The organism is Streptomyces sp. R33, from assembly GCF_041200175.1.
Taxonomy (GTDB): Bacteria; Actinomycetota; Actinomycetes; order Streptomycetales; family Streptomycetaceae; genus Streptomyces; species Streptomyces katrae_B.
The window spans coordinates 4,067,935-4,094,265 of the sequence record NZ_CP165727.1; the positions used below are offsets into that span (position 1 = coordinate 4,067,935).

Genomic DNA, 26,331 nt, shown 5'->3' on the forward strand with positions numbered 1-26,331 from the left:
GGCCGCCCCTCGTGCAGCTACTGCTTACGCGCCCTTGCTCAGGTCCGGGCCGGAGCCCGTGGCCTCGATCGGGGGGAGGTCGGGCAGGGCCGACTTCTCCTCGCCGCGGAAGGTGAACTTGGCTTCCTCGCCGTCGCCCTCCTTGCCCACGACCACGATGTGGCCGGGACGCAGCTCGCCGAAGAGGATCTTCTCCGACAGGATGTCCTCGATCTCGCGCTGGATGGTGCGGCGCAGCGGGCGGGCGCCCAGGATCGGGTCGTAGCCCCGCTTGGCGAGCAGGAGCTTCGCGTCGCCGCTCAGCTCGATGCCCATGTCGCGGTCCTTCAGGCGCTCGTCCACCTTGGCGATCATCAGGTCGACGATCTGGATGATGTCTTCCTGCGAGAGCTGGTGGAAGACGACCGTGTCGTCGACACGGTTCAGGAACTCGGGCCGGAAGTGCTGCTTGAGCTCTTCGTTGACCTTCGCCTTCATCCGGTCGTAACCGGTCTTGACGTCGCCCACGGCCGCGAAGCCGAGGTTGAAGCCCTTCGAGATGTCCCGCGTACCCAGGTTGGTCGTCATGATGATGACCGTGTTCTTGAAGTCCACGACCCGGCCCTGGGAGTCGGTCAGGCGACCGTCCTCCAGGATCTGGAGAAGGGAATTGAAGATATCCGGGTGGGCCTTCTCGACCTCGTCGAAGAGGACGACGGAGAACGGCTTGCGGCGCACCTTCTCGGTGAGCTGGCCGCCCTCTTCGTAGCCCACGTAGCCGGGGGGCGAACCGAAGAGGCGGGAAACCGTGTGCTTCTCGCTGAACTCCGACATGTCGAGGGAGATCAGCGCGTCCTCGTCGCCGAAGAGGAATTCGGCGAGCGTCTTGGAGAGCTCGGTCTTACCGACACCGGACGGGCCGGCGAAGATGAACGAGCCACCCGGGCGCTTCGGGTCCTTCAGACCCGCACGGGTACGGCGGATCGCCTGGGAGAGCGCCTTGATGGCGTCCTTCTGGCCGATGACCCGCTTGTGGAGCTCGTCCTCCATGCGGAGCAGTCGCGAGGACTCCTCCTCGGTGAGCTTGAAGACGGGAATGCCGGTCGCGGTCGCGAGGACCTCGGCGATGAGCTCGCCGTCGACCTCGGCGACGACGTCCATGTCGCCGGCCTTCCATTCCTTCTCGCGCTTGGCCTTCGCCGCCAGCAGCTGCTTCTCCTTGTCGCGGAGAGAAGCTGCCTTCTCGAAGTCCTGGGAGTCGATGGCCGACTCCTTGTCGCGGCGCACGCCCGCGATCTTCTCGTCGAACTCGCGGAGGTCCGGCGGCGCGGTCATCCGGCGGATGCGCATCCGGGAGCCGGCCTCGTCGATCAGGTCGATCGCCTTGTCCGGCAGGAAGCGGTCCGAGATGTACCGGTCGGCCAGCGTCGCCGCCTGGACGAGGGCCTCGTCCGTGATGGAGACGCGGTGGTGGGCCTCGTAGCGGTCGCGCAGGCCCTTGAGGATCTCGATCGTGTGGGGGAGGGAAGGCTCCGCCACCTGGATCGGCTGGAAGCGGCGCTCGAGGGCCGCGTCCTTCTCGAGGTGCTTGCGGTACTCGTCCAGCGTCGTGGCACCGATGGTCTGGAGCTCACCACGGGCCAGCATGGGCTTGAGGATGCTGGCGGCGTCGATCGCGCCCTCGGCGGCACCCGCACCCACGAGGGTGTGGAGCTCGTCGATGAACAGGATGATGTCGCCGCGGGTGCGGATCTCCTTGAGCACCTTCTTCAGGCGCTCCTCGAAGTCACCGCGGTAGCGGGAACCGGCGACCAGGGCACCCAGGTCAAGCGTGTAGAGGTGCTTGTCCTTGAGGGTCTCGGGGACCTCGCCCTTGACGATCGCCTGGGCCAGGCCCTCGACGACGGCGGTCTTGCCGACGCCGGGCTCGCCGATGAGGACCGGGTTGTTCTTGGTACGGCGGGACAGGACCTGCATGACCCGCTCGATCTCCTTCTCGCGCCCGATGACCGGGTCGAGCTTGGATTCGCGGGCGGCCTGCGTGAGATTGCGGCCGAACTGGTCCAGGACGAGGGAGGTCGAGGGGGTGCCCTCGGCCGGGCCGCCGGCCGTGGCCGACTCCTTGCCTCCGCCGGAGTAGCCGGAGAGCAGCTGGATGACCTGCTGCCGGACTCGGTTGAGATCGGCGCCCAGCTTCACCAGGACCTGGGCGGCGACGCCCTCGCCCTCGCGAATGAGGCCGAGCAGGATGTGCTCGGTGCCGATGTAGTTGTGGCCGAGCTGGAGGGCCTCTCGGAGCGAAAGCTCCAGGACCTTCTTCGCCCGCGGAGTGAAGGGGATGTGGCCGGACGGGGCCTGCTGCCCCTGACCGATGATCTCCTCAACCTGCTGGCGAACAGCCTCGAGCGAAATCCCGAGGCTCTCCAGGGCCTTAGCGGCGACACCCTCACCCTCGTGGATCAAGCCCAGGAGGATGTGCTCGGTGCCGATGTAGTTGTGGTTGAGCATCCGGGCTTCTTCCTGAGCCAGGACGACAACCCGCCGCGCGCGGTCGGTGAACCTCTCGAACATCGTTTATCGCTCCTCAGAGCGGTCGGGCAGTTCGGGGTCGGTCCCCGCCCTGTCCTTCCGCATGCTAGTCCCGCGGGGCGGGACAGCTCATTCCAACTGCCGACATCCGTCCGCGGCTCACCCCCACGTCAGTGGGGAAAACCGGCTTCAACTGCCGACAACTGCTCCAACCCGATGGTGCGAGACGATGTTCCCGCAGGCCAGGCAGATACCCGTCACACGTGTACGCCGATGGCGAACGGAAGCTGTCCAAAACAGCGTGTCGCCCCGTACCACTAGGAATGTCTTACCCGTAAGCACCGGCACTCCATGCCGGTGGCGCCGGTTCCCTCCGCTACGGGCGAACACGATTGCGTCCCGAATGTGGGACGCCACCCCGTCGGATGTTTACGTTCCGCATTGGGCCCGGCGCGCTGCGTAACTCCGCGGCACGTTCGGAGTTGCTCCCTGCATGGCCGTCACCGTTCCGCCGCCCTGCGTCGCGCCCGAGGATTCACCCGCGGATTCGCCCTGGGACGCATACGCGTCCTGGTACGAGGAGGTGCTCGGCTGGCCCGTCGCGGGCGGGCCGCCCGCCGGGCTCGTCACCGGGGTCCGGTTCGACGTGCTCGAGCTGCCGGCCGATGCGGGGGCGGAGCTGCTGCGCAGGCCTCTCGCCACGGGTCCGGTGGCGCTCACGGGGCGCAGGATGCGGTTCCTGGTGGCCGCGGGGAGCGCAGACGAGCTGGAGGGGCTGCTCGACTGGCTGGAGTGGGGCGGGGTCGCCCTGGACCTCACCGCCCTGGGTGTGGGCGGCCGGATCACGGCCCCGGTTCCCCCGGGGCATCCGGAGGGAAGTCCCCGGGGGGCCGCCGTGTGGCTGCGACCCCCCGAGCAGGGGTGTGAGGCACTGCTGCCGTCCCTGCCCGGTCCTGGGCAGGCTGCCGGTCCCCGGCACGGTGGTGCCGGGCCCGATCTCGTACGCCTGGTCGCGGCGGCGGCGACGGAATGCCACCGGGCGCGCCTGTGGCGGCGTACGCCCCTGAGGAGCGCCGCGGCCGGACCCTGCACGGGCCGGCCGGGTCAGACCCTGACGGGTCAGGCCCGGTTCTCGTAGGCCTCGCGGATCTCCTGCGGGACGCGTCCGCGGTCGTTGACGCTCATGCCCTGGGCCTTGGCCCAGGCGCGGATCTCGGCGGTGTCCGGGTTGCCGGACGTCGCGGCCGTCCGCGCCTTGGCGCGGCCGCCGGAAGCGCGGCCACCGGTGCGGCGGGCGCCCTTGACGTAGTCGGCGAGCGCGGAGCGCAGCTTCTCCGCGTTGGCGGTGGTGAGGTCGATCTCGTAGGTCTTGCCATCCAGAGCGAACGTCACGGTCTCGTCCGCCTCGCCACCGTCGAGGTCGTCGACAAGAAGGACCTGAACCTTCTGTGCCACCGGGATTTCCTTTCATCGAAAAGCAGTACGCGGAAAGGAAACCGCTTTTCCCTGGAAAACACAAACCCCCGGGGAGAGGTTCGAGACCGCAACGCGGCGGGAAACGTACGCGATTCGGACATAGGCCACAGGTGCGCGGAGCACGGGAAAAGCCGCCGTGATCGTTCAGAGGTGCAGAAGCATCCGACTGTTGCCCAAGGTGTTCGGCTTCACTCGTTCGAGACCGAGGAACTCGGCGACGCCCTCGTCATAGGAACGCAGGAGCTCCATGTAGACATCCGTCTCGACCGGGGTCTCGCCGATCTCGACGAAGCCGTGCTTCGCGAAGAAGTCCACTTCGAAGGTCAGGCAGAAAACCTTCCGGACGCCCAGCGCGCGGGCGGTGTCCAACAACTGCCCGAGCAGCCGATGGCCGACTCCGGCCCCCTTCAAGTCGCGGTCGACCGCAAGAGTGCGTACTTCGGCGAGGTCTTCCCACATGACGTGGAGAGCGCCGCAGCCCACCACCTGGCCGTCGGAGTCGCGTTCCGCGACCCAGAACTCCTGGATGTCCTCGTAAAGGACGACCGGGGCTTTGTCGAGGAGGATCCGCTGCTGCACGTACTGGTCGAGCAGGCGCCGCAGCGCGGGAACATCGCCGGTGCGGGCACGGCGGATCGTCACTGTTTTTGGCTGTGCAGCGGAAAACTCACCCATGCCCGGACGCTATCGCCCCGGCTCGGTCCCGCGCCCGGCGGAGTCCCCTTCGGCGGGAGGGACTTCGGGGGGCGTCGCGGCGGGGGCTCCGGCGGCGGGCTCCGCCGCGGGCCCGGGGGCCGCCCCGGTGGCCGGCCCGGCTGACGGCTCCGCGGCAGGCTCGGCGGCCGAGCCGTCGTCGTACCCGACGATGCGGAAGGCGTCCCGGAGGGCGTCGCGCTGTTCGGCGGACATCATGCCGAAGAAGGCCACGAGAGCGGCCGCGGGGTTGTCGCTCGTCGACCAGGCTTCGTTCATCAGTGCGGCCGAGTAGGCGGCGCGGGTGGAGACCGCGGTATATCGATAGGCGCGGCCTTCGGCTTCCCGGCGGACCCAGCCCTTCTGATGGAGATTGTCCATAACCGTCATGACGGTGGTGTACGCGATGGACCGTTCCTGCTGGAGGTCTTCCAGGACTTCACGAACAGTGACCGGGCGGTTCCACTGCCACACCCGCGTCATGACCGCGTCTTCGAGTTCTCCCAGGGGGCGAGGCACAACAGCACGATAGTGCGGAATGTGCGGAATTGCCCGGCCATTCGGAACGCAACGCTCAACAAAATCGGGCGTACGGCTCTCGAAGCCGTACGCCCTGCGTGTGCCTGCGTGTGGCGCTTACTTCCCGGGCTGGGACTGCCGGGCGGCCTCGGCGCGGGCGATCACGGCGTCGACCGCCGCGTCTTCCTTGGCCTTGTTGGCGCCGCCCTGGCTCTTCACGATCGTCACGACGAGGGCGATGAAGAAGCCGGCCATCACTACGGGGGGCACGAGCGCGGAAACGTAGTCCATGCCCCCAGCGTAGCTACCCGGCCGCGAGCCCGGCCGCCGGGGGCGGGGTGGGCTTGCGGCGCGGCGGGAACACCTCGCCGGGGGTCGGGATGGGCCGCTCGGACGGACGTTCGGAGGGCCGCTCGGGGCGGGGCTCCTTGGGGGCCGGTGCGGGTCGGGCCGGCTCTTCCTTGCCCTCCTTGCCTTCCTTGCCCCCGCCGGCGTCCTTGGCGCCGTTCACGCCCTTGCCGCCGGCCAGGGCCAGCAGCCGGGTCCGGGGCGCCGGTGTGATCGAGAGCCGCCGCCGCACGGAGCGCTCGGCGATGTCCTGGGAGCGGGCCAGCAGCGCCGCCGCGACCGGGTTGGCCCGCAGGGCGCGCAGGGCCGCGAGGTCGTCCGGCGCGGGCTCGTACCCCGCGGCCAGGGCGTCCTGGAGCAGCTCCAGGTACCCGGAGAGGCTGCCGGGCAGGGCGCCGCGGTAGCGGACGAGGTCGGCGAGGAGGAACTCTCTGAGCCGCCCCGCCTCCTGGACCGCGTCGTCCACCGACTGCGCGAGGCGCAGGCAGTCCTGGACCTCGGAGGTCGTCAGGGGGGCCGTGGAGGACTGGAGGGCGTGGGCGAGCGTTCGCCTGAGCACGTGCAGCTCGGCGGCGCTGAACGCCATGCCGCCGCGGGATCCGTAGGGCGTGGGCATGGGCCGAAGATACGCGCTAATCGGACAAAATCCCCTGAGCGGCGTGATTCCGGGCGCGCCGACGGCTACCCGTCCGCTTTGACGGCGTCAAGGAAGTCGGCCCAGGCGGCCTGGGTCGTGGCCAGAACAAGATGCGCCGGGTCGGCCCGGTCGGCCACGCGTACGAGGTGGCCGGGGGCCGCGGAGACGTAGACGCAGTTGTCTCCTTCGCCGCAGTACGTGGACTTCTGCCAGGCGGGGTGAGCGGTCATGGTGTCTCTCCTCCGGGGGACGGCTCCTTGCTTCCCGTGGAGGGACGGTAACTCCGAGGGGGGCCGACACCGACGACTTCGGCGGAATTCGGTGCGTCGTCGTTGCACTGGCCCCTCCCGGATCCCGCCGGGATCGCCGACGGCCACGGTTACGCGTGGAGGTACGCCGTGAAGGCCCCGACCGCCTCGGTCACGTCCTGCGGGGTCCAGGTGAGGCCCGGGGAGGTGATCTCCAGTTCCGTCGCCGAGACGCCCGGGACCACCGTCGGGGACCAGCGGCGGAAGAGGACCGTGCCCGTCTCCTCCGCCAGGCGGATCCCCGCCTCCGTCAGGCGGTCCGCCCCGTAGGGCAGCCACACCTGGAACTGGTGCGTGTGCGGGACCTCCGGGTTGATGCGGAACCAGGGGACCTGGGCCGACTCCAGCGCGGAGCCCAGCGCCGCCGCCACCACGCGCGCCTGGGCCACGTACGACGGCAGGCGCGGGAGCTCCCGGTCCAGGCCGGCCAGCGCCGACAGCGCCTGCGGGAACTGGCGGAAGATCTGGCCCCCGTACCGGTGGCGCCAGACCTTCGCCTCCGAGATCAGCGACGAGGAGCCCGCCAGGGCCGCGCCGCTCAGGCCGCCGAGGGACTTGTAGAAGGACACGTACACCGAGTCCGCGAGCCCCGCGATCTCCGGCAGCGGCCGCCCGAAGTGCACCGTCGACTCCCACAGCCGCGCCCCGTCGAAGTGCACCACCGCATCCCGTTCGCGGGCGGCGTCGACCAGCGCCTCCAGCTCCTCCCAGGTGGGGAGCAGGAAGCCCGCGTCGCGCAGCGGGAGCTCCAGCATCAGCGTGCCGAAGGGCTCGGCCAGCGCCTCGACCTCCTCGGCCGTCGGCTGGCGCGGGTCCTTCGTGGGGTGCACCGTGCGCAGGCCGGAGACCAGCGACAGCGCCCCGCCCTCCCACAGCTCCGGATGACTCATCGGGTGCAGCGCGACCACCGGGTTCCCGGTCCGCCCGGCCCAGCAGCGCAGCGCGATCTGCTGGGCCATCGTCCCCGACGGGAAGAACGCCGCGTCCTCGGTGCCCAGCAGCTCCGCGACCCGCCGCTCGAGCCGGGTCACCACGCCGTCCCCGTACAGGTCGGCCGGCTCGTCGGGATCCGGCGCCGCCAGCCCCGACAGCAGCTCACCGACCGTCGCCTCGCGCAGGCTGCGGGAGAGCATCCGCTCGGCCCCGCGTCCCGCCGCCACCAGCCGCTTCGTCAGATCGTCGTCACCAGTCATGCCCCCGATCATCGCCGACCGGCCAACACGCCCAGGGGCTAGCATGGCGGCGTATCGTCCGGTACCCCCCGCGGACTGGAACGGAAGGCCCTCCCCGCGTGAACTCATCCCAGCAACCGCGCCCCGCCCGGCTCACCGTCGGCGTCGTCGGCGCAGGCCGGGTCGGCCCCGCGCTGGCCCGTGCGCTCCAGCAGGCCGGGCACCGGCCGGTCGCCGTGTCCGGCGTCTCCGACGCCTCCCGCCGCCGCGCCGAGCGGATGCTGCCCGACGTGCCGCTCGTACCGCCCGCGCAGGTACTGGAGCTGGCCGACCTGGTGCTGCTGACCGTGCCCGACGACGCACTGCCGTCGCTCGTCGAGGGGCTCGCCGAAACCGGCGCCGTCCGGCCCGGCCAGCTCCTCGTGCACACCTCCGGGCGGTACGGGACCGCCGTGCTGGACCCGGCCCGCCGCGCGGGCGCGCTCCCGCTGGCCCTGCACCCCGCGATGACCTTCACCGGCACCGAGGTCGACGTCCAGCGGCTCGGCGGCTGCTCGTTCGGGGTCACGGCCCCCGAGGAGCTGCGGCTCGCGGCCGAGGCCCTGGTGATCGAGATGGGCGGGGAGCCCGAGTGGATCGCGGAGGAGAACCGTCCGCTCTACCACGCGGCCCTCGCCCTCGGCGCGAACCACCTGGTCACCCTGGTCGCCCAGTCGATGGAGCTGCTGGCCAAGGCCGGGGTCGAGCACCCCGACCGGATGCTCGGCCCGCTCCTCGGCGCGGCCCTCGACAACGCCCTGCGCTCGGGTGACGCGGCGCTGACCGGCCCGGTGGCCCGCGGCGACGCCGGCACGGTCGCCGCGCACGTCTCGGAGCTGCGCAGGCACGCCCCGGCCTCGGTCGCCGGGTACCTGGCCATGGCCCGCACCACCGCCGACCGGGCCCTCGCGCACGGCCTCCTCAAGCCCGAACTCGCCGAGGACCTGCTCGGCGTACTCGCCGATCCCGAGGGTGGGGACCAGTGACCGAGCTGCTGCTGATCGACACCGCGGAGGAGCTGCACAAGCTCCCGCGCACCGCGGGCGGCCCCCGCGCCGTCGTGATGACCATGGGCGCCCTCCACGAGGGCCACGCCACCCTGATCCGTGCCGCCCGCGAACGGGCCGGGGCCCAGGGCCAGGTCGTGGTCACCGTCTTCGTGAACCCGCTGCAGTTCGGGGCGAACGAGGACCTCGACCGCTACCCCCGCACCCTCGACGCCGACCTGGGGATCGCCCGGGAGGCCGGCGCCGACGCCGTGTTCGCCCCGGCCGTCGACGAGGTCTACCCCGGCGGCGACCCCCAGGTGCGGATCAGCGCCGGCCCGATGGGCGAGCGCCTCGAAGGGGCCACCCGGCCCGGCCACTTCGACGGCATGCTGACCGTCGTCGCCAAGCTGCTCCACCTCACCCGCCCCGACCTGGCCCTCTTCGGCCAGAAGGACGCGCAGCAACTCGCCCTGATCCGGCGGATGGTGACCGACCTGAACTTCCCCGTCGAGGTGGTCGGCGTACCGACCGTCCGCGAGGAGGACGGGCTGGCGCTGTCCTCCCGCAACCGGTACCTCTCCGCCCAGGAGCGCCGCAGCGCCCTGGCCCTGTCCCGCGCCCTGTTCGCCGGGCAGGACCGGCTCGCCGCGCAGGCCGCGCTGCTCGCCCGCGCCGAGGCCTCCCCGGCCAGCGACGAGCGGGCCACCGCCCTGGCCCGGCTCGGCGAGATCCGGGCCTCCGCCGATGCGCACGCCGTGTCCGCCGCGTCCGCCGCCGGCACCGGCCTGCCGGAGGCCGTACGGGCCGCCGCCCGGCACGTCCTGGAGGAGGCGGGCCGGCACGACCCGCCGCTGCTGCTGGACTATCTGGCACTGGTGGATCCGCAGGACTTCACCGATGTCGGCCCCGACTTCACCGGGCAGGCCGTGCTGGCCGTCGCCGCGAAGGTGGGGACGACCCGGCTGATCGACAACATCCCATTGGAGTTCGGAGCACACACGTGAGCACCCCAGGCACAGGTACCGGCATACGGCTGCACGCCAACGCCCCCGGCTGGGCCGTCGACGCCGACGTCGTGGTCGTCGGCTCCGGCGTCGCCGGCCTGACCGCCGCACTGCGCTGCGCCGCCGCGGGCCGCCGCACGGTCGTGGTCACCAAGGCCCGGCTCGACGACGGCTCCACCCGCTGGGCGCAGGGCGGCATCGCCGCGGCGCTCGGCGACGGCGACACCCCCGAGCAGCACCTGGACGACACGCTGGTCGCGGGCGCCGGGCTGTGCGACGAGGCCGCCGTACGGCTCCTCGTCACCGAGGGGCCGGACGCCGTGCGCCGCCTCATCGCCACCGGGGCCGTCTTCGACACCTCCGCCGAGACCGGCGAGATAGAACTGACCCGCGAGGGCGGCCACCACCGCCGCCGGATCGCGCACGCGGGCGGCGACGCCACCGGCGCCGAGATCTCCCGGGCGCTGGTCGAGGCCGTCCAGGCGGCCGGCATCGAGACCGTCGAGAACGCCCTCGTACTGGACCTGCTGCAGGACGCGCAGGGCCGTACGGCCGGTGTCACCCTGCACGTCATGGGCGAGGGCCAGCACGACGGCGTCGGCGCGGTCCACGCGCCCGCCGTGATCCTGGCGACCGGCGGCATGGGCCAGGTCTTCTCGGCCACCACCAACCCGTCGGTGTCCACCGGCGACGGGGTGGCGCTCGCCCTGCGGGCCGGGGCCGAGGTCTCCGACCTGGAGTTCGTCCAGTTCCACCCGACCGTGCTCTTCCTGGGCCCGGACGCCGAGGGCCAGCAGCCCCTGGTGTCGGAGGCGGTCCGCGGCGAGGGGGCGTACCTGGTCGACGGCGACGGAGTCCGCTTCATGGTCGGGCAGCACGAGCTGGCCGAGCTGGCCCCGCGCGACATCGTCGCCAAGGGCATCATGCGCCGCATGCAGGAGCAGGGCGCGCAGCACATGTACCTGGACGCCCGGCACTTCGGGGCGCAGATGTGGGAGCAGCGCTTCCCGACCATCCTCGCCGCCTGCCGCGCCCACGGCATCGACCCGGTGACCGAGCCCATCCCGGTCGCGCCCGCCGCGCACTACGCCTCCGGCGGCGTACGGACCGACCTGCACGGCCGTACCACCGTCCCCGGCCTGTACGCGTGCGGCGAGGTGGCGTGCACCGGCGTGCACGGCGCGAACCGGCTGGCCTCCAACTCCCTGCTGGAGGGCCTGGTCTTCGCCGAGCGCATCGCCGACGACATCGTCGCGGGCACGCCCGCCGGCACCGGCCCGGGCATCCCGGTCCCCGCGACCGGCCCGCTGCAGCCCGCCGAGGCGCGGTACGAGGTCCAGCGCATCATGACGGAGGGCGCGGGCGTGCTCCGCTCCGCCGAGTCCCTGCGCACGGCGGCCGCCGCCCTCGAGGACCTGTACGCGACGGCGCTGACGGCGCTGGAGAGCGACGGGAAGACCGCCGTGCCCGGCACCGAGACCTGGGAGGCCACGAACCTGCTGTGCGTGGCCCGGGTCCTGGTCGCCGCCGCCCTGCGCCGCGAGGAGACCCGCGGCTGCCACTGGCGCGAGGACCACCCCGACCGGGACGACGCCGCCTGGCGCCGCCACCTCGTCGTCCGGCTGTCCGCCACCGAGAAGCGGGCGCTGGTCGTCACCCCCACCGACTCCGCGGGCTTTCCGTCCGTACAGCACCCCCTGAGCCAGGAGCAGTCATCGTGAGCACCCCCGAACAGCACGACCACGAGCACGAGCACGCGGAGCTGCCGCTCCTCGACGAGTCCGCGGGCGGCTGCGGCGACGACTGCGGCTGCGGCGACGGCGAGGAGAGCGGCCTGGACCCGGCGCTGGCCCAGCTGCTGGCCGACGCCGGCCTGGACCCGATCGAGGTCGAGGACATCGCCCACATGGCGATCTCCGAGGACCTCGACGGCGGGGTCGACGTGACCACGGTGGCCACCGTCCCCGAGGACGCCGTCGCGCACGCCGACTTCACCGCCCGCGAGGCGGGCACGGTCGCCGGCCTGCGCGTCGCCGAGGCCGTGCTCTCGGTGGTCTGCGAGGACGAGTTCGAGGTCGAGCGGCACGTCGAGGACGGCGACCGCGTGCAGCCGGGCCAGGTGCTGCTGACGGTCAAGGCCCGCACCCGGGACCTGCTCACGGGTGAGCGCAGCGCGCTGAACCTGCTGTGCCTGATGTCGGGCATCGCGACGGCGACCCGCAAGTGGGCCGACGAGCTGGAGGGCACCGGGGCGAAGGTCCGCGACACCCGCAAGACCACGCCGGGCCTGCGCTCCCTGGAGAAGTACGCGGTGCGCTGCGGCGGCGGTGTCAACCACCGGATGTCGCTGTCGGACGCGGCGCTGGTCAAGGACAACCACGTGATCGCGGCGGGCGGTGTCGCGGAGGCGTTCAAGGCCGTCCGCGAGCAGTTCCCCGACCTGCCGATCGAGGTCGAGGTGGACACCCTCCAGCAGGTGCGCGAGGCCCTGGACGCGGGCGCGGATCTGATCCTGCTCGACAACTTCACGCCGATCGAGACCGAGGAGGCCGTCGCGCTGGTCCACGGCCGCGCGGTGCTGGAGTCCTCGGGCCGCCTGACCATGGCCAACGCCCGTACGTACGCGGAGACCGGCGTCGACTACCTCGCGGTCGGCGGGCTCACGCACTCGTCCCCGATCCTGGACATCGGCCTGGACCTGCGCGAGGAGCGGTAATGCTGCTGACCATCGACGTCGGCAACACCCACACCGTGCTCGGCCTGTTCGACGGCGAAGAGATCGTCGAACACTGGCGCATCTCCACCGACCCGCGCCGCACGGCCGACGAGATGGCCGTCCTGATGCAGGGCCTGATGGGCATGCACCCGATGCTCGGCAGCGAGCTGGGCGACGGCATCCACGGCATCGCGATCTGCTCGACGGTCCCGTCGGTGCTGCACGAGCTCCGCGAGGTGACCCGCCGCTACTACGGCGATGTCCCCGCGGTGCTCGTCGAGCCGGGCATCAAGACGGGTGTGCCGATCCTGATGGACAACCCCAAGGAGGTCGGCGCGGACCGCATCATCAACGCGGTCGCCGCCGTCGAGCTCTACGGCGGCCCGGCGATCGTGGTCGACTTCGGTACGGCGACCACCTTCGACGCGGTCTCCGCGAAGGGCGAGTACGTGGGCGGGGTGATCTCCCCGGGCATCGAGATCTCGATGGAGGCCCTCGGCGTACGGGGCGCCCAGCTCCGCAAGATCGAGCTGGCGCGGCCGCGCAACGTGATCGGCAAGTCCACGGTCGAGGCGATGCAGTCGGGCGTGGTCTACGGCTTCGCGGGCCAGGTCGACGGGGTCGTCACGCGGATGGCCAAGGAGCTGGCCGGCCCGCACGGCGACCCGGGTGACGTCCGCGTGATCGCCACCGGCGGCCTGGCGCCGATGGTCCTCGGCGAGTCCTCGGTCATCGACGACCACGAGCCGTGGCTGACCCTGATCGGGCTGCGCCTGGTCTACGAGCGCAACGCGCCGAACTTCGACTGAGGCCCTCGGTACGCCGCCGCCGCCCGCCGGGCGGCGGCGTACTGCGGCGTCTCACTCATCGCCGTTCTGAAGACTCGGGTTCGACCTGATGAATTAGCTTGGGCCCAACTCGTCGACAGGCACAGGACGGTCATATGGCCCGGGACACGGCGTACTTGAAGGTGGCCGACGCGCTGCGCGCGCGCATCCGGGCCGAGGAGTGGCCCGTCGGCGCCAAGCTGCCGTCCCGGTCCCGGTTCGCCGAGGAGTACGCGGTCGGGCAGAGCGTCACGCAGCGCGCCCTGGAGCTGCTGATCATCGAGGGGCTCCTGGAAGGCCGCGCCGGCTCGGGCACGTACCGGTGCGAACCGCGCGAGCGGCTGCGCATAGTCCGCTCCCGGCGGCGCCGGCTGGCCGGGCTCGGCGGCGCGGGCGTGACCTGGGAGTCGCATTCCGCGGCCCGGACGCCGGCGCCGGAGCGGATCGCGGAGCGCCTCGCCGTCCCGCCGGGCGACCCGTGCGTGCTCACCACGTACGAGTTCCTGTCCGAGGGCCGGCCGGTGGAGATCTGCGAGTCCTGGGAGCCGATGGCGGTCACGGACGGCACCCCGGTCGTCCTGCCGGAGGCGGGCCCGTTCAAGGGCGCCGGAGTCATCGAGCGGATGCGCTCGATCGGCGTGCTGGTCGCCTCTTCGCTGGAGGTCCCCCGCCCGGCGCGGGCGAACCAGCGGCAGGCCAATCTGCTCGGCATCAGCGTCGGCGACCTGATCACCGAGATCGAGCGGACGTACTACGCGACGGACGGCCGGGCGGTGGAGACCGCCGACATCGTGGTCGCCGACCGCCGCTCCGAGATCGCGTACGAGATCGACTTCCACCCCGGGGACCGCTGACCGGGCCGCATCACGTGCGCCCGGGGACGTGGCCCAGCCGGCGCAGGGTGGCCCACCAGGGGTGCCGGGCCGCCCGGCCGTCGAGGACCGCCCGGAACTGGGCGTACGTACGGGCCGAGCGCAGGACGGCGACGTCGTCGCGGCCCGGCGGCGGGGGCATCGGGGCGCCCTGCTGGGAGGCGCGGTAGGTGTCGATGAGGTACTGCTCGATCGCTGTCATGCCTCCACCCTGGACCTGCTCGGGCCACCCCGCACGACGATTGACGCTCCGCGTCAATTGACCCGTGTCAGTCCAGGTCACAGGGGTCCGACAGGTCAGAATGGGCCGATGAGCGTCACCATCGACATCGCCGGGCTCCCCGCCGGACGCATCCGTTTCGCGCCCTCTGCGCTCTCCGAGCTCTGCATGACGCTGCACGCCCTGTCGCAGCCCGCCCACCACCCCGGCCTGGCTTCGTGGACCACCGCCACCGCTGCCGCGCTCGAGCCCTGCCTCGCGGACCGGCTGCTGGAGGGCGATTTCATGTGGCGCAGCTCCTTCTCCGACATCTTCATGGCCTTCGCGGGCATCCCCGGCGGCAGCGGCCTGCCCGCCTCGACCCTGGCCGAGGAGCTCGACGTACTCGACCGGATGGACGACGAGCGGTTCGTGATGGCCGCCCTGGAGCACTGCTGGCTGGCGCTGTACAACGAGGGCGGTGGGCCCTCCCCGCTGAAGAATCCGCAGGCCCGGGCCAAGGCGCTGGAGACGGCCGCCGCGCGCGGCCCGCGCCAGCTGGACTTCTCGCTGCGGCTGCTGGACGACACGGCTTCCGTACGGGTGTGGCTGCGGCGGCTCCTGGAGGACTGCGACGAGGCGTTCTTCGCGGAGACCTGGCGGCGGATCGAGCCGCAGCAGAGCGCGGACGCCCGGCACAAGACGGAGGTCCTGCGCCGCAAGGGGCTGGCGGCGACGCTGCACGAGGTGTCGCCGGCGCTGAGCGTCGACGAGGCCGCCACGAGGATCACCGTCGACAAGATGGTCCACGGCTCGGCGACCGCGACGGACCCGGAGATAGGCCCCGGCCTCGTCTTCGTGCCGACGAACTTCGGCTGGCCGCATCTGCTGGTGCTGCACGCGCCCGGCTGGATACCGGTGGTCCACTATCCGCTCCGCTCCCCCGAACTGCCCGAGCCGGGCTCGGTGGAGCTGCTCCAGCGGCGGATGGAGGCGCTGGCCCATCCGATGCGGATGATGCTGTGCCGGAGTCTGGCCCGGGCCCCGTACACGACGAGCGAGCTCGCGACCGTGCACGGGATCACGGCGCCGGAGGTGTCGAGGCACCTGTCGGCGCTGAAGAAGGCGGGCCTGCTGCACACCTGGCGCCAAGGGCGGTACGTCCAGCACCAGTTGGACCTGGTCAAGGTGGCCCGGATCGGCTCGGAGTTCATCGAGGGCATCCTGCGCTGAGGCCTCCCGCGGCACAACAGGGCGGACGGTGGCCGGATTTCTACGGCGCAGATTCACCGATATGCGGAATTCATCAACCGGAAACAGCGAAAACTCTGGCCAGATCGGTCACCCGGTCTATACCGTGCGTCCACCGTTCCCCCCGCGTACCGCGCACCGCTTCCGTCTGTCTGCTCGTAGTTGTCGTGGAAGGACCTCCATGCCCTCACGCCGTATAGCCGCAGCAACCGCCGCCCTGGCCGCCGCGGCCCTCGTCTCCCCGCTGGTGCTCGCCGGGCCGGCCGGTGCCACCGGCAGCCCGCAGAGCGATGCCGCCCGGGGCGACGCCCTGGCCAGGAAGCTGGTCAAGGACTCGACCGGCAAAGGTGCCAACAACCACCTGAAGGTCTTCCAGTCCATCGCCGACTACAACAACGGCACCCGCGTGGCCGGTTCCAAGGGCCACGTGCAGTCCGCAAAGTACGTCGAGGCCGTGATGCGGGCGGCCGGCTACAAGGTCTCGAAGAACGAGTTCGAGTTCGTGTACGTCGAGACCGTCGCCGAGACGCTGAAGGTCAACGGCGCGGGCGGGCGCGACGTCCCGATCAAGCTGATGACGTACACGGCGAGCGGCCCGGAGAACGGCGTGAAGGCGCAGATCGCCGTCGCCCCGGTGGACGCGGACGGTACGAACGGCTGTGAGCCGGGCGACTTCGCCGCGGGCGCCTTCACGGGCAAGATCGCGCTGGTCAAGCGCGGCGGCTGCACCTTCGCGACCAAGCAGGCCAACGCGGCCGCGGCCGGCGCGGTCGGCGCGATCATCTACAACAACACCGACGGCGCCCTCAACGGCACCCTGGGCGCGCCGGACGCGGGCAAGGTCCCGACGGGCGGCGTCACCCGGGCCGAGGGAGAGCGGCTCGCCGCCGAAGCCGCGGCGGGCCCGGTCGAGGTCACCCTCGACATCCGCGAGTTCCGGGAGAACCGCAAGACGTACAACGTCATCGCGGAGACGCAGGGTGGCGACGAGAACAACACCGTCTTCCTCGGCGCACACCTCGACTCGGTCGCGGCGGGCCCCGGCATCAACGACAACGGGTCCGGCTCGGCCGGCATCCTGCAGGTCGCGCAGCGCCTCGCGAGCAGCCAGAACAAGATCAAGAACAAGGTCAAGTTCGCCTGGTGGTCGGCGGAGGAGTTCGGCCTGCTCGGCTCCGAGGCGTACGTCGGCGGTCTGACGGACGCGCAGAAGAAGCAGATCAAGCTGTACTTGAACTTCGACATGATCGCCTCGCCGAACGCCGCGTACTTCGTCTACGACGGCGACGACTCGGACAAGGTCGGCGCGGGCCCGGGCCCGGAGGGCTCGGCGCAGCTCGAGAAGGGCATCACCGACTTCCTCGACGCGCAGAAGATCCCGCACGAGGGCTCGGACTTCACGGGCCGCTCGGACTACGGCCCGTTCATCGAGGCGGGCATCCCGTCCGGCGGTACGGACACCGGCGCCGAGGGGATCAAGACGGCGGCGCAGGCGGCGAAGTTCGGCGGGCAGGCGGGTGTCGCGTACGACGTGAACTACCACGGCAAGGGCGACGACATCACGAACATCAACCAGAAGGCGCTGGACATCAACGTGGACGTGATCGCTAACGCGGTCGGTCACTACGCCTTCGACCTGGCCCCGCTGACGCAGCCGGTCACCTCGGCGCCGACCACCGGCGGCAGCACCGGCGGCGGCCTCCGCCCGGGCCACGACCACGAAGCCACCGAGTAGGCACTCCGGGGCTCCGCCCCAGACCCCGGTCTGGGGCGGAGCCCGGTGAACGGGAGAGGAGCGGGTAGGGACGGCCCCGCGCAGCGGACCCGGGGTCAGACCGGCCAGGGGGCGACCCCGACCGGCTGGATCAGCCAGGCGAAGTCGCCCAGCCCGCCGCGGGCGGTGAGTTCCGCCGCCTCGCCGGCGGAGGCGAGGGCCCGGACGTACCCCGCCGGGTCCGTGGAGGCCATCGCCAGCGGGGGGCGGGCCCCCGAAACCCCGAGAAGGCCCAGGGCCTCGCGCTGCGAAACCAGCACCGCCCCCTCCCCCGCGCACGCGTCCATGGCCACGTGAGCCGTCACATCGCACGTACCGTCCGGCACCGCCGCGACCTCCCGCCCCCCGCGGAAGCCCGTCAGGGTGCCGTACGGGGGCCGGGCGTCCAGGACGTGCGCGTAGTCCACGGCCACCGCCAGGCCCCGCTCCACCGAGCGGACGGCAACCGCCCACGCCTCGTCCCGCGGCCGCCCGATCTCCGCCCGGCCGGGCCCCGGCCACCACCGCTCCAGCCACGCCCGGTCCGCGCCGGACACCGCCGGCCCGCGGCTCTCCGTACCGTCCCGGTCGACCAGTACGTAGTGCCCGTCCTCCGCCACGTCCAGCGGTACGTTGTCCAGCCACTCGTTCGCGAACAGCAGGCCCCGCGTCCCCGCGGGCGGCTCCGCCACCCACTCGATCCGCGGATCGAGCCCGTCCGGCCGCTCCGCCCGCTCCACCGCCCAGGCCCGCACCCGCGCCGCGACCTCCGCCGGGAGCGCGCCCAGCACGCCGGTCAGCAGCTCCCCCCGCCCCGCCCCGACGTCGACCAGGTCCAGCCCCTGCGGATGCCCGAGCTCGGCGTCCACCCGCTGCAGCAGGCGCGCCACCGCCCCCGCGTACAGCGGCGAGGCGTGCACGGAGGTGCGGAAGTGCCCGGCCGGACCCGGCCCGCCCGGCCGTACGTAGAACCCGTCCGGCCCGTACAGCGCGGCCTCCATCGCCGTCCGCCACCGGGCCGGAACCGGAACCGGAACTGGATCTGCGACTTCTCCCTGAGTGCTCATCCCCGAAAGGTTAAGCTCGGCCTCCACCTTGGGGAGTACACCTCCGTCACACGGATCGCACCTGTGGTTGACTCCAGCACCTATCTCCTTTGCCTACTCTGGGTTACGTGCAGCGCCTCTACGACTTCCTCCGCAGACACCCGACGGGCGTCGACAGCTTCTGGGCTGTCCTCCTCGTCGGGCTAGGGATGCTGCAAGTCGCCGAAGACAGCTTCAGCAGCACCACCGCGCGGCTGATCGCCGTTCCCTCGGTGCTCGCGATGGGCGTCGTCGTGGCCCTGCGCCGCAGGTGGACGCTGCCGATGTTCTGGCTCGCCGTCGGCACCGGCGTCTACAAGCTGGTCACCCACACCGAGGTGATCAACTCCGATCTCGCGATGCTGATCATCCTGTACACGGTCGCGGCCTCGGCCGAGATCTCGCGCCGGATGTCCCGTACCGCGCTCGGGATCGGATTCCTCGCCTCCCCCCTCTACGCCTTGCGCTTCCAGGTGGACAAGGGCAACACCCGCGACGACTTCCTCTTCACGCTCTTCGCCATCGTCCCGTTCGCCCTCGCCTGGGTGCTCGGCGACTCCCTGCGCACCCGCCGGGCGTACTACGCCCAGCTCGTCGAGCGGAACCAGCGGCTGGAGAAGGAGCGCGAGGCCCAGGCCAAGGTGGCCGTGGCCGCCGAGCGCGCGCGGATCGCCCGCGAGCTGCACGACGTCGTCGCGCACAACGTCTCCGTGATGGTGGTCCAGGCGGACGGCGCCGCGTACGTCATGGACGTGGCCCCCGATCAGGCCAAGGAGGCCCTGCAGACGATCTCCGGCACCGGCCGCCAGGCCCTGGCCGAGATGCGCCGCCTGCTCGGCGTCCTGCGCACCGGGGAGCCCCAGGAGTCCGAGGACTACGTGCCCCAGCCGGACGTCGAGCAGATCGAGGTCCTGGTCGAGCAGGTACGGGCGTCCGGGCTCACGGTGGACTTCGAGGTCGAGGGCGCACCGCGCCGGCTGCCCAGCGGCGTCGAGCTCACCGCGTACCGGATCGTGCAGGAAGCACTGACGAACACCCGCAAGCACGGCGGCCCGGATGCCACGGCGAGCGTCCGGCTGGTCTACTTCGACGACGGGCTCGGCCTGCTGGTCGAGGACGACGGCCGGGGCGCGGCCCACGAGCTGTACGAGGACGGCGGCGCCGACGGCGCCGGGCACGGGCTGATCGGCATGCGCGAGCGGATCGGCATGGTCGGCGGCACCCTGGACGCGGGCCCGCGGCCCGGTGGCGGCTTCCGGATCAGCGCACTGCTCCCGCTCAAGACGAGATGACGAGGTCGAGGTAACTGATGTCCATCCGAGTGATGCTGGTCGACGACCAGGTGCTGCTGCGCACGGGCTTCCGGATGGTGCTCGCCGCCCAGCCGGACATGGAGGTCGTCGCCGAGGCCGGCGACGGCCTGGAGGCGCTGGAGGTGCTGCGCTCCACGAAGGTGGACGTGGTGCTGATGGACGTCCGGATGCCGAAGCTCGACGGGGTCGAGGCCACGCGCCGGATCTGCGAGCGCGACGAGCACCCCGACGTGATCATCCTGACCACCTTCGACCTGGACGAGTACGCCTTCTCGGGTCTGAAGGCGGGCGCGAGCGGGTTCATGCTGAAGGACGTGCCGCCGGCGGAGCTGCTGGCCGCGATCCGCTCGGTGCACAGCGGAGACGCGGTGGTGGCCCCGTCCACGACCCGGCGCCTGCTGGACCGCTTCGCGCCGATGCTCCCGACGACCACGCAGGAACCGCAGAACAAGGAGATCGAGCGGCTGACGGAGCGCGAGCGCGAGGTCATGCTGCTGGTCGCCCAGGGCCTGTCGAACGGCGAGATCGCGGCCCGCCTGGTCCTGTCCGAGGCCACGGTGAAGACGCACGTGGGCCGCATCCTGACCAAGCTGAACCTGCGCGACCGCGTCCAGGTCGTGGTCCTCGCGTACGAGACGGGCCTGGTCCGCGCCGGCGGCGCCTGACGGCCCGGCGGGTCAGGTCATCCAGCGGTCCGGGCGGGCGTCCGCGCGGGAGGTGCGCGAGCGGGCCGCCTGGGCGTCCAGCAGGCCGGCGGCCTCGGCGGCCGGCCGCAGACGGGCCGTGACCGTGCCGTTCGCGCCGGTGTCCACATGGACGTCGGCCACGCCCCGGGCGCGCTCCCACGGGCCCTGGGTGAGCCGGACGCTCTGCACCTTGGCGTGCGGGACGATCTCCGTACGGCGGCACAGCAGCCCCTTGCGGGCGGCGAACACGTCCGCCGAGACGGCCAGTGCGTAGCCCTTCCACCACACCGGGACCACCCACCGCGCCCCGGTCCTCGGGGACCGGCCGAAGGCGAGGGCCGCGAGGTCCACACCCGGCAGCACCCGGGCGACCACCGCCTGGGCGGCGGCCCGCGAGGCCACCGGGACCAGGACCTCGTTCTTCGAGCCGGCCACCGCCAGCTCCACCCGCACCCACTCCCGGCGCCGCCACAGCAGGGGCTCCACGATCCGTACGGTCTGCACCCGCCCCGGCGGCACGGTCTCGTGGGCCCGGTCCAGCAGCCCGTGGTCCAGGCGCAGCCCGTCCGGGGACTCCGCGACCCGCCAGTCGAACTCGGCGAGGAAGCGCCCGGCCGTACCCGACCAGAGCCCGCCCAGCATCGGCAGCAGGGTGGCGATCGTCGCCCAGGGGTTCCCGCTGAACCACCACACGGCGACGGGGGCGATCAGCCCGGCGGCCAGCGCCGCCCACGCCGAGAGGGTGAGCAGCAGCGACACCGCCAGGTCCGCGGGGCGGACGCGCAGCAGCTCCTGCTGCGGGGCCTCGCCGAGCGCGACGGCCTCCGCGGGGGCGAAGCCGGCGGCCCGGGCCAGCAGCTCGGCGCGCAGCGCCACGGCCTCCCGCTCGTCGAGGAAGGCCAGCTCGTCCTTGTCCTCGGTGCCGATCACGTCGAGCCGCAGCTTGGCGACCCCGGCCACCCGGGCCAGCAGCGGCCGGGTCACGTCCACCGCCTGGATCCGGTCGAGCCGGATGTGCGCAGTGCGCCGGAAGAAGAGCCCGCTGCGGATACGCAGCTCGGTGTCGGTCACCGCGTAGTGGGTGAACCACCAGCTCAAGAACCCGTACAGGCCGAACACCACGACCAGGCCGGCCAGGGTCAGGGCCCGCAGGCCGGCCGGCAGCCCGACCACCCACCGCTCGACCTGCTCGCCCTGCTGGACGACGACGCCGACGGTCGCGGCGATCGGCACCCACGCCCGGCGCAGCGGCGTGAGCACGTGCAGCCGCCGCTCCACGGCGGCCGCGGACTCGCCAGACGCGGACTCGGCGGACGCCGATTCGGCGGTCACAGGCCCGCCGACCTTGCCTCGCCGAGCTCCGTCAGCCGGTCCCGCAGCCGCTCCGCCTCGGCCGGGACCAGGCCCGGGATCTTGGCGTCCGTGGCCGCGGCCGCCGTGTGCAGCTGTACGGAGGCCAGCCCGAAGCGCCGCTCCAGCGGCCCCGAGGTCACCTCGACCAGCTGCATCCGCCCGTACGGGACCACGGTCTCCTCCCGCCACAGCACACCCCGGCTGATCAGCAGGTCGTCCGCGCGCTCCGCGTACCGCCAGGACCGCCAGTTGCGGCCGAGCAGCACCCAGCCCCAGGCCAGGCCCCCCAGCCAGAGCGCCCCCGCGGCCGCCCAGGCCGGGCCCGCCGTCAGCCCCAGCAGCAGGGCCGTCCCTGCCGCGAGCGGCACCGTCCAGATCACCAGCAGCAGCCGGCGCAGGCTGAGCAGCCCGCCCGGCAGCCCCACCCACGCGGGCCGGCTCGTTCCGCCCGCAGTCCCCGTTTCCATGCGTTCAGCGTAGGGGGCGGCGCGTCGGCCGGGCCGGGCCCGCGGCGCCCGGCACCGCGCCTCGCCCCGATCCGACCTGGCCGACGCGCCACCCCCGGCGGCTGCGAGAATGCGGCCATGACGGAGACCACGGTCGGCATCGGCGGCGCGGCGGAAAGCACCGACATGGTGCTCAACATCGGACCCCAGCACCCTTCCACGCACGGCGTGCTGCGCCTGCGCCTCGTCCTCGACGGCGAGCGGATCGTCAGCGCCGAGCCGGTCGTCGGCTATATGCACCGTGGCGCCGAGAAGCTCTTCGAGGCGCGCGACTACCGGCAGATCGTGATGCTCGCGAACCGCCACGACTGGCTGTCCGCGTTCTCCAACGAGCTCGGCGTGGTCATGGCGGTCGAGCGGATGCTCGGCATGGAGGTCCCCGAGCGGGCCGTGTGGATGCGGACCCTTCTCGCCGAGCTGAACCGGGTGCTGAACCACCTGATGTTCCTCGGGTCGTACCCGCTCGAACTGGGCGGAATCACCCCGATCTTCCATGCGTTCCGTGAGCGCGAGGAGCTCCAGGCCGTCATGGAGGAGATCTCCGGCGGCCGCATGCACTACATGTTCAACCGCGTCGGCGGCCTCAAGGAGGACCTCCCGGCCGGCTGGCTCGGCCGGGCGCGCGCGGCGATCGCCGACGTCCGCACCCGCATGGACGTGTACGACAAGCTCGTCCACGGCAACGAGATCTTCCGCGGCCGTACGCGCGGGGTCGGCGTGCTGTCCCCCGAGGCGGTGCACGCCTACGGGGTCTCCGGGCCCATCGCCCGCGCCTCCGGGGTCGACTTCGACCTGCGGCGCGACGAGCCGTACCTGGCGTACGGGGAGCTCCAGGACGTCCTGAAGGTTGTCACCCGCACCGAGGGCGACTGCCTGGCCCGCTTCGAGTGCCTGCTGGACCAGACCCACAACGCGCTCGACCTCGCGGTCGCATGCCTGGACCGGATGGCCGAGCTGCCGCCCGGGCCGATCAACCAGCGCCTCCCGAAGGTGCTGAAGGCGCCCGAGGGGGCGACGTACGCCTGGACCGAGAACCCCCTCGGCATCAACGGCTACTACCTCGTCTCCAAGGGAGAGAAGACCCCGTACCGGCTGAAGCTGCGCTCCGCCTCGTACAACAACATCCAGGCCCTGTCGGTGCTGCTGCCCGGCCAGCTGGTCGCGGACATGGTGGCGATCCTGGGCTCGCTGTTCTTCGTCGTGGGCGACATCGACAAGTGACAAGTCGCGGGAACTCCCGTGATGGCGCGGGAGTTTTCTGCTTAGGGTGCGGGGATGACCCCTGGCGTACACGACGGCTACCTGCGGCGGCTCGGCTTCCCGCAGCCGCCCGAGCCCACCGTGCAGGCGCTCTTCGCGCTCCAGCGCGCCCACCTCGAGCGCATCCCGTACGAGAACCTCGACATCCAGCTCGGCCGGGCGCCCGGCATCGACCCCGAGCTGTCCGCACGCCGCTTCGCGGCCGGGCGCGGCGGGTACTGCTTCCACCTCAACGGCGCCTTCGCGCTGCTCCTGGAGTCCCTCGGCTTCGAGGTGACCCGGCACCTCGCGGGCGTCCTCGGGGCGGCGGAGCGCGAGCGCCGCGACGTCAGCGGCGACCACCTCGCGCTGACCGTCCGGGTCGGCGGCGAGGAGTACTTCGTCGACGCCGGCCTCGGGGACGGCCCGTACGAGCCGCTGCCGCTGCGCGCCGGCCTGCACCGGCAGGGGGAGTTCACGTACGGGCTGGGCCCGCTGGAGGGGGACGCAAGCGGCTGGAGGTACGTCAACGAGGCGAGCCCCTGCCCGGTGGTCAACATCCTCTCGGCTCCGGCGGCGACGGCCGATTTCGAGGCCACGCACGTACGGCTGTCGACCGCCCCGGACTCGGGTTTCGTACGGACCCTTGCGCTGCTGCGGCGCGACGCGCACGGGGTCGACGCGCTGCGGGGGCGGGTGCTGAGCCGGATCGATCCCGTGAAGGGGGCGAGCGAGCGGATCCTGGACACGCCCGGGGAGTTCTGGGCGGTGGTGGGCGGGCTCTTCGAGCGGCAGCTCGACGATCTGACGGCGGCGGACCGGGCGGAGCTGTGGGACCGGGTGTGCGCGGCCCACGAGAAGTGGCTGGCCGACCGGGCGGAGGCGGGTACGGCTGCCCGGGGCGCGGGGTCCGGCAGCTGACGGCAGCTGACGGCGGAGCCGGTGGCGGCGTCGGCGACGGTGCAGATGTCGATGTCGGTGCGGGAGTGCAGACTTGGGGCATGTCCCACTCCCCCAGACGGGCCTGCCCCGCATGCGGGCGCGACTGCGCCGTGACCGCCGGCCGGATCGCCCGCCACGACCCTCCCGCCGGGCGGGGCCGCGGCGACCTGGTGTCCTGCCCCGGATCCCGGGCGCGGGTGGTGCTCGGCGCGTCGGCGCCGACGCTGGACGGCTTCGTCCTGTCGGAACTGCCGGGTCAACTGCCGCTGTTCTGAGCGCCCGGCCCGGCCTGAGTACGCCGGTCCGCCGACGTGAGTACCCGCGCGGATCCCCCGTACCGGCAGCGCCGACAGGATGACGGCATGTCCTGGAACCCGCAGACCGCCCTCCTCGCCCCCACCCCCGAATCGCCGGCCGAAGCCGCCGCCCGGCGCGTCCGCAGGAACGCGGGGATCGCCGCCCTGCTGCTCCTGCCCGCCCTGGTGGCCGCGAAGGTCCTCGTGCTGTCGACCGAGGCCGGCGGCCGCTGCCTGATGCAGGGCGGCTGCCGGCCGTTCCCCGGGGAGGTCTTCCTCGCGCTGCTCGCCGCGGTCGTGGCGTCCGGCGTGGCGGTGCAGTCCGCGCCGCACCGGTTCCGGAAGCACGCCCTCGCGGCCCAGTTGGCCCTGGAGGCCCTGGCCGTCCTCATGGTCCTGGCCTACCCCTGAGCCCCGCCGCCCGGAATCCCGGCCGGGGCCCCACGGGCGGACCGGCTAGGAGATGGCCGTGCGCAGCCGGACGACGTCGATCGGCTCGGTCTCGTCGTGCGCCGTCAGGTCGATGACCTGGCCCACCGCGCGCTGCTCGGGGGTGGCCGGCTTGAAGCCCTGTTCCTTGACCGGCGGCTCGGCCGCGGCCCGGGCCGACTCCGCCTTGTGGACCTCGAGGGCCTCCGCGCCGACCACGTCGGCCAGGTCCTCGTTCTGGACCGATTCGATCACCGCCCGGGCCTGGGCCGCGGTCTTGGTGCCGAAGAAGTCGAAGCCGCCCTCGACGCGGGACGCCGAGCGGCGTACGGCCGAGTACGGGGCCACCGCCGCGGCCGGCCGGCGCGCCGGGACCGCCGCAGCAGCGCCCGTGGCGCCGTCCGTACGGGAGTGCGGTCCACCGGCCGACCCGGCCTCCAGGGCCCTGGGCTCGGCGCCCCGGCCCTCCAGCATCTTCGGCCGGGCCGGGTCCGCCTCGGCCTTGCGGGCGAGGGCCTTCATGGCCGCGTGGGCCCGGGCGTAGCCGACGCTGGTGGGGGCGCCGCTCGACGTGCGCTCCTCGGAGACCGCCGGGAGCTCCTTGGGTGCCGCCGCCGGGGCCGCGGAGGCCTCGATGGCGAGCAGCCGGCGGCCCTCCAGAGCGCTGGCCCGCTCGGTCTCGGCGGTCGCGTACCGCCGCAGCAGCGCCGCGTGCTCGCCGCGCAGCCCGGCGAGTTCGACCCGCTTGGCGCGCAGCTTCGCATCGAGCTTGGCGCGCAGCGCCCGGGCCTCTTCGAGGTCGGACTCGAGCTCGGCTATCCGCTCCTCGGTCTTCCACTCGTCCTTGACCCGTTCGCGCGCGAGTTCCGCCACGCGGCGCCCGGCCGAGCGGTCCCAGGCGCGCATGACGACGGCGCCGGCCACGCCCGCGGCCGCCGTGAGGGCCACGAGCAGGCGTAGTGGCAAAGGTTCCGCGATCAGCCAGGCCGCGGCCGCACTGGCGACGGAGACTCCGGCCACGGTCGTCGGCGTGAGCAGCCGGTGCAGGGGTTCGGGATTGCGGTGGCGTCCACGGGGCATGGCCTGAAATTTACAGGGCGTGGGGGCCCAGTGGGGTAACTGCCCGGCAATCTGTGGCCGGGCAGTTACCCGTCATTTCTCCACCAAACCC

Annotated in this window: 28 protein-coding genes; 15 read left to right on the forward strand and 13 right to left on the reverse strand. The window is 72.4% G+C overall.

Annotation, left to right across the window (positions count from 1 at the left end; genetic code table 11):
* Window positions 1-24: 24 nt before the first annotated feature.
* The gene (locus tag AB5J51_RS18555; protein WP_030300674.1) at window positions 25-2,550 is read right to left on the reverse strand and encodes an ATP-dependent Clp protease ATP-binding subunit; all 2,526 of its coding nucleotides are present in this window, start codon (window positions 2,548-2,550) and stop codon (window positions 25-27) included.
* A gap of 451 nt (window positions 2,551-3,001) precedes the next feature.
* Here AB5J51_RS18555 and AB5J51_RS18560 point away from each other — a divergent pair, with 451 nt between their 5' ends.
* Window positions 3,002-3,646 (forward strand): SCO3374 family protein, encoded by a 645-nt coding sequence (locus AB5J51_RS18560; RefSeq protein ID WP_053787256.1) that lies wholly within the window; start codon window positions 3,002-3,004, stop codon window positions 3,644-3,646.
* Here the strand turns inward: AB5J51_RS18560 and AB5J51_RS18565 are convergent.
* The 7 genes from AB5J51_RS18565 to AB5J51_RS18595 form a co-directional block, all read right to left on the reverse strand.
* Window positions 3,628-3,963 carry an Lsr2 family protein gene (locus AB5J51_RS18565; protein ID WP_030300678.1) on the reverse strand — a complete coding sequence of 112 codons (336 nt, stop codon included), beginning with the start codon at window positions 3,961-3,963 and terminating at the stop codon, window positions 3,628-3,630. The two genes, AB5J51_RS18560 and AB5J51_RS18565, sit on opposite strands and share 19 nt — an antisense overlap.
* A 165-nt stretch (window positions 3,964-4,128) precedes the next feature.
* Window positions 4,129-4,659, reverse strand: a complete 531-nt coding sequence (locus AB5J51_RS18570) for an amino-acid N-acetyltransferase (RefSeq protein ID WP_136224646.1) — start codon at window positions 4,657-4,659, stop codon at window positions 4,129-4,131.
* 9 nt (window positions 4,660-4,668) lie between these two features.
* A complete protein-coding gene (locus AB5J51_RS18575) occupies window positions 4,669-5,196 on the reverse strand; it encodes a BlaI/MecI/CopY family transcriptional regulator (RefSeq protein ID WP_078987420.1) in 528 nt (175 codons plus the stop codon).
* A gap of 117 nt (window positions 5,197-5,313) precedes the next feature.
* On the reverse strand, window positions 5,314-5,487 hold the full coding sequence (locus tag AB5J51_RS18580) for a hypothetical protein (protein WP_030300685.1): 174 nt from the start codon (window positions 5,485-5,487) through the stop codon (window positions 5,314-5,316).
* A 13-nt stretch (window positions 5,488-5,500) separates the two neighbouring features.
* The gene (locus tag AB5J51_RS18585) at window positions 5,501-6,160 is read right to left on the reverse strand and encodes a hypothetical protein (RefSeq protein WP_369778109.1); all 660 of its coding nucleotides are present in this window, start codon (window positions 6,158-6,160) and stop codon (window positions 5,501-5,503) included.
* A 65-nt stretch (window positions 6,161-6,225) separates the two neighbouring features.
* A complete protein-coding gene (locus tag AB5J51_RS18590; RefSeq protein ID WP_030300689.1) occupies window positions 6,226-6,411 on the reverse strand; it encodes a DUF397 domain-containing protein in 186 nt (61 codons plus the stop codon).
* A gap of 149 nt (window positions 6,412-6,560) precedes the next feature.
* On the reverse strand, window positions 6,561-7,682 hold the full coding sequence (locus tag AB5J51_RS18595) for a low specificity L-threonine aldolase (RefSeq protein WP_136224647.1): 1,122 nt from the start codon (window positions 7,680-7,682) through the stop codon (window positions 6,561-6,563).
* Between the two features lie 98 nt (window positions 7,683-7,780).
* Here AB5J51_RS18595 and AB5J51_RS18600 point away from each other — a divergent pair, with 98 nt between their 5' ends.
* The 6 genes from AB5J51_RS18600 (at window position 7,781) to AB5J51_RS18625 (ending at window position 14,090) form a co-directional block, all read left to right on the forward strand.
* A complete protein-coding gene (locus AB5J51_RS18600) occupies window positions 7,781-8,686 on the forward strand; it encodes a Rossmann-like and DUF2520 domain-containing protein (protein ID WP_053787261.1) in 906 nt (301 codons plus the stop codon).
* A complete protein-coding gene (panC, locus tag AB5J51_RS18605) occupies window positions 8,683-9,693 on the forward strand; it encodes a pantoate--beta-alanine ligase (RefSeq protein WP_133897285.1) in 1,011 nt (336 codons plus the stop codon). Before AB5J51_RS18600 ends, panC begins: the two co-directional genes overlap by 4 nt.
* A complete protein-coding gene (locus AB5J51_RS18610; RefSeq protein ID WP_136224648.1) occupies window positions 9,690-11,414 on the forward strand; it encodes an L-aspartate oxidase in 1,725 nt (574 codons plus the stop codon). Before panC ends, AB5J51_RS18610 begins: the two co-directional genes overlap by 4 nt.
* Window positions 11,411-12,409, forward strand: a complete 999-nt coding sequence (gene nadC, locus AB5J51_RS18615; protein WP_053787263.1) for a carboxylating nicotinate-nucleotide diphosphorylase — start codon at window positions 11,411-11,413, stop codon at window positions 12,407-12,409. The genes AB5J51_RS18610 and nadC overlap by 4 nt, the downstream gene beginning before the upstream one ends.
* Window positions 12,409-13,218, forward strand: a complete 810-nt coding sequence (locus tag AB5J51_RS18620; protein ID WP_053787264.1) for a type III pantothenate kinase — start codon at window positions 12,409-12,411, stop codon at window positions 13,216-13,218. Before nadC ends, AB5J51_RS18620 begins: the two co-directional genes overlap by 1 nt.
* A gap of 134 nt (window positions 13,219-13,352) precedes the next feature.
* Window positions 13,353-14,090 carry a GntR family transcriptional regulator gene (locus AB5J51_RS18625; RefSeq protein WP_053787265.1) on the forward strand — a complete coding sequence of 246 codons (738 nt, stop codon included), beginning with the start codon at window positions 13,353-13,355 and terminating at the stop codon, window positions 14,088-14,090.
* 10 nt (window positions 14,091-14,100) lie between these two features.
* Here the strand turns inward: AB5J51_RS18625 and AB5J51_RS18630 are convergent, their stop codons facing one another.
* The gene (locus AB5J51_RS18630) at window positions 14,101-14,310 is read right to left on the reverse strand and encodes a hypothetical protein (RefSeq protein ID WP_136224649.1); all 210 of its coding nucleotides are present in this window, start codon (window positions 14,308-14,310) and stop codon (window positions 14,101-14,103) included.
* A gap of 108 nt (window positions 14,311-14,418) precedes the next feature.
* Between AB5J51_RS18630 and AB5J51_RS18635 the strand changes: the two genes are divergently transcribed.
* Complete coding sequence (locus tag AB5J51_RS18635) at window positions 14,419-15,540, forward strand: DUF5937 family protein (RefSeq protein ID WP_369778110.1); 1,122 nt, start codon at window positions 14,419-14,421, stop codon at window positions 15,538-15,540.
* A gap of 199 nt (window positions 15,541-15,739) precedes the next feature.
* Entirely contained in the window at window positions 15,740-17,293 is a 1,554-nt protein-coding gene (locus AB5J51_RS18640) for a M28 family metallopeptidase (RefSeq protein WP_053787268.1), read from the forward strand.
* A gap of 95 nt (window positions 17,294-17,388) precedes the next feature.
* Here AB5J51_RS18640 and AB5J51_RS18645 read toward each other — a convergent pair whose 3' ends face one another.
* On the reverse strand, window positions 17,389-18,378 hold the full coding sequence (locus AB5J51_RS18645; protein WP_053787269.1) for an SAM-dependent methyltransferase: 990 nt from the start codon (window positions 18,376-18,378) through the stop codon (window positions 17,389-17,391).
* A gap of 107 nt (window positions 18,379-18,485) precedes the next feature.
* On the opposite strand from AB5J51_RS18645, the gene AB5J51_RS18650 reads away from it, so the two are divergent.
* The gene (locus AB5J51_RS18650) at window positions 18,486-19,688 is read left to right on the forward strand and encodes a sensor histidine kinase (protein ID WP_136224650.1); all 1,203 of its coding nucleotides are present in this window, start codon (window positions 18,486-18,488) and stop codon (window positions 19,686-19,688) included.
* A gap of 17 nt (window positions 19,689-19,705) precedes the next feature.
* Window positions 19,706-20,374, forward strand: coding sequence for a response regulator transcription factor (locus tag AB5J51_RS18655; RefSeq protein ID WP_053787271.1), 669 nt, complete (start codon window positions 19,706-19,708; stop codon window positions 20,372-20,374).
* Between the two features lie 12 nt (window positions 20,375-20,386).
* Here AB5J51_RS18655 and AB5J51_RS18660 read toward each other — a convergent pair whose 3' ends face one another.
* Window positions 20,387-21,727: a PH domain-containing protein gene (locus AB5J51_RS18660; RefSeq protein ID WP_369778111.1), complete on the reverse strand. Its 1,341-nt coding sequence runs from the start codon at window positions 21,725-21,727 to the stop codon at window positions 20,387-20,389.
* The gene (locus AB5J51_RS18665) at window positions 21,724-22,215 is read right to left on the reverse strand and encodes a PH domain-containing protein (RefSeq protein ID WP_136224653.1); all 492 of its coding nucleotides are present in this window, start codon (window positions 22,213-22,215) and stop codon (window positions 21,724-21,726) included. The genes AB5J51_RS18660 and AB5J51_RS18665 overlap by 4 nt, the downstream gene beginning before the upstream one ends.
* Before the next feature lie 117 nt (window positions 22,216-22,332).
* Here AB5J51_RS18665 and AB5J51_RS18670 point away from each other — a divergent pair, with 117 nt between their 5' ends.
* From AB5J51_RS18670 to AB5J51_RS18685, 4 genes are all read left to right on the forward strand, one after another.
* Complete coding sequence (locus AB5J51_RS18670; RefSeq protein WP_030300712.1) at window positions 22,333-23,475, forward strand: NADH-quinone oxidoreductase subunit D; 1,143 nt, start codon at window positions 22,333-22,335, stop codon at window positions 23,473-23,475.
* Window positions 23,476-23,529: 54 nt separating this feature from the next.
* On the forward strand, window positions 23,530-24,414 hold the full coding sequence (locus AB5J51_RS18675; protein WP_369778112.1) for an arylamine N-acetyltransferase: 885 nt from the start codon (window positions 23,530-23,532) through the stop codon (window positions 24,412-24,414).
* A gap of 80 nt (window positions 24,415-24,494) precedes the next feature.
* Window positions 24,495-24,710 (forward strand): hypothetical protein, encoded by a 216-nt coding sequence (locus AB5J51_RS18680; protein WP_053787275.1) that lies wholly within the window; start codon window positions 24,495-24,497, stop codon window positions 24,708-24,710.
* Window positions 24,711-24,797: 87 nt separating this feature from the next.
* The gene (locus AB5J51_RS18685) at window positions 24,798-25,142 is read left to right on the forward strand and encodes a hypothetical protein (protein ID WP_053787276.1); all 345 of its coding nucleotides are present in this window, start codon (window positions 24,798-24,800) and stop codon (window positions 25,140-25,142) included.
* Window positions 25,143-25,187: 45 nt separating this feature from the next.
* Here the strand turns inward: AB5J51_RS18685 and AB5J51_RS18690 are convergent, their stop codons facing one another.
* Window positions 25,188-26,240: a hypothetical protein gene (locus tag AB5J51_RS18690; protein ID WP_136224655.1), complete on the reverse strand. Its 1,053-nt coding sequence runs from the start codon at window positions 26,238-26,240 to the stop codon at window positions 25,188-25,190.
* Window positions 26,241-26,331 lie beyond the last annotated feature (91 nt).

Coding starts and splice junctions, on each gene's coding strand:
- AB5J51_RS18555 (WP_030300674.1), bottom strand. CDS start 2,550: ATGTTCGAGAGGTTCACCGACCGCGCGCGGCGGGTTGTCGTCCTGGCT.
- AB5J51_RS18560 (WP_053787256.1), top strand. CDS start 3,002: ATGGCCGTCACCGTTCCGCCGCCCTGCGTCGCGCCCGAGGATTCACCC.
- AB5J51_RS18570 (WP_136224646.1), bottom strand. CDS start 4,659: ATGGGTGAGTTTTCCGCTGCACAGCCAAAAACAGTGACGATCCGCCGT.
- AB5J51_RS18580 (WP_030300685.1), bottom strand. CDS start 5,487: ATGGACTACGTTTCCGCGCTCGTGCCCCCCGTAGTGATGGCCGGCTTC.
- AB5J51_RS18585 (WP_369778109.1), bottom strand. CDS start 6,160: ATGCCCACGCCCTACGGATCCCGCGGCGGCATGGCGTTCAGCGCCGCC.
- AB5J51_RS18590 (WP_030300689.1), bottom strand. CDS start 6,411: ATGACCGCTCACCCCGCCTGGCAGAAGTCCACGTACTGCGGCGAAGGA.
- AB5J51_RS18595 (WP_136224647.1), bottom strand. CDS start 7,682: ATGACTGGTGACGACGATCTGACGAAGCGGCTGGTGGCGGCGGGACGC.
- AB5J51_RS18620 (WP_053787264.1), top strand. CDS start 12,409: ATGCTGCTGACCATCGACGTCGGCAACACCCACACCGTGCTCGGCCTG.
- AB5J51_RS18625 (WP_053787265.1), top strand. CDS start 13,353: ATGGCCCGGGACACGGCGTACTTGAAGGTGGCCGACGCGCTGCGCGCG.
- AB5J51_RS18630 (WP_136224649.1), bottom strand. CDS start 14,310: ATGACAGCGATCGAGCAGTACCTCATCGACACCTACCGCGCCTCCCAG.
- AB5J51_RS18635 (WP_369778110.1), top strand. CDS start 14,419: ATGAGCGTCACCATCGACATCGCCGGGCTCCCCGCCGGACGCATCCGT.
- AB5J51_RS18640 (WP_053787268.1), top strand. CDS start 15,740: ATGCCCTCACGCCGTATAGCCGCAGCAACCGCCGCCCTGGCCGCCGCG.
- AB5J51_RS18645 (WP_053787269.1), bottom strand. CDS start 18,378: ATGAGCACTCAGGGAGAAGTCGCAGATCCAGTTCCGGTTCCGGTTCCG.
- AB5J51_RS18655 (WP_053787271.1), top strand. CDS start 19,706: ATGTCCATCCGAGTGATGCTGGTCGACGACCAGGTGCTGCTGCGCACG.
- AB5J51_RS18665 (WP_136224653.1), bottom strand. CDS start 22,215: ATGGAAACGGGGACTGCGGGCGGAACGAGCCGGCCCGCGTGGGTGGGG.
- AB5J51_RS18670 (WP_030300712.1), top strand. CDS start 22,333: ATGACGGAGACCACGGTCGGCATCGGCGGCGCGGCGGAAAGCACCGAC.
- AB5J51_RS18675 (WP_369778112.1), top strand. CDS start 23,530: ATGACCCCTGGCGTACACGACGGCTACCTGCGGCGGCTCGGCTTCCCG.
- AB5J51_RS18680 (WP_053787275.1), top strand. CDS start 24,495: ATGTCCCACTCCCCCAGACGGGCCTGCCCCGCATGCGGGCGCGACTGC.
- AB5J51_RS18685 (WP_053787276.1), top strand. CDS start 24,798: ATGTCCTGGAACCCGCAGACCGCCCTCCTCGCCCCCACCCCCGAATCG.
- AB5J51_RS18690 (WP_136224655.1), bottom strand. CDS start 26,240: ATGCCCCGTGGACGCCACCGCAATCCCGAACCCCTGCACCGGCTGCTC.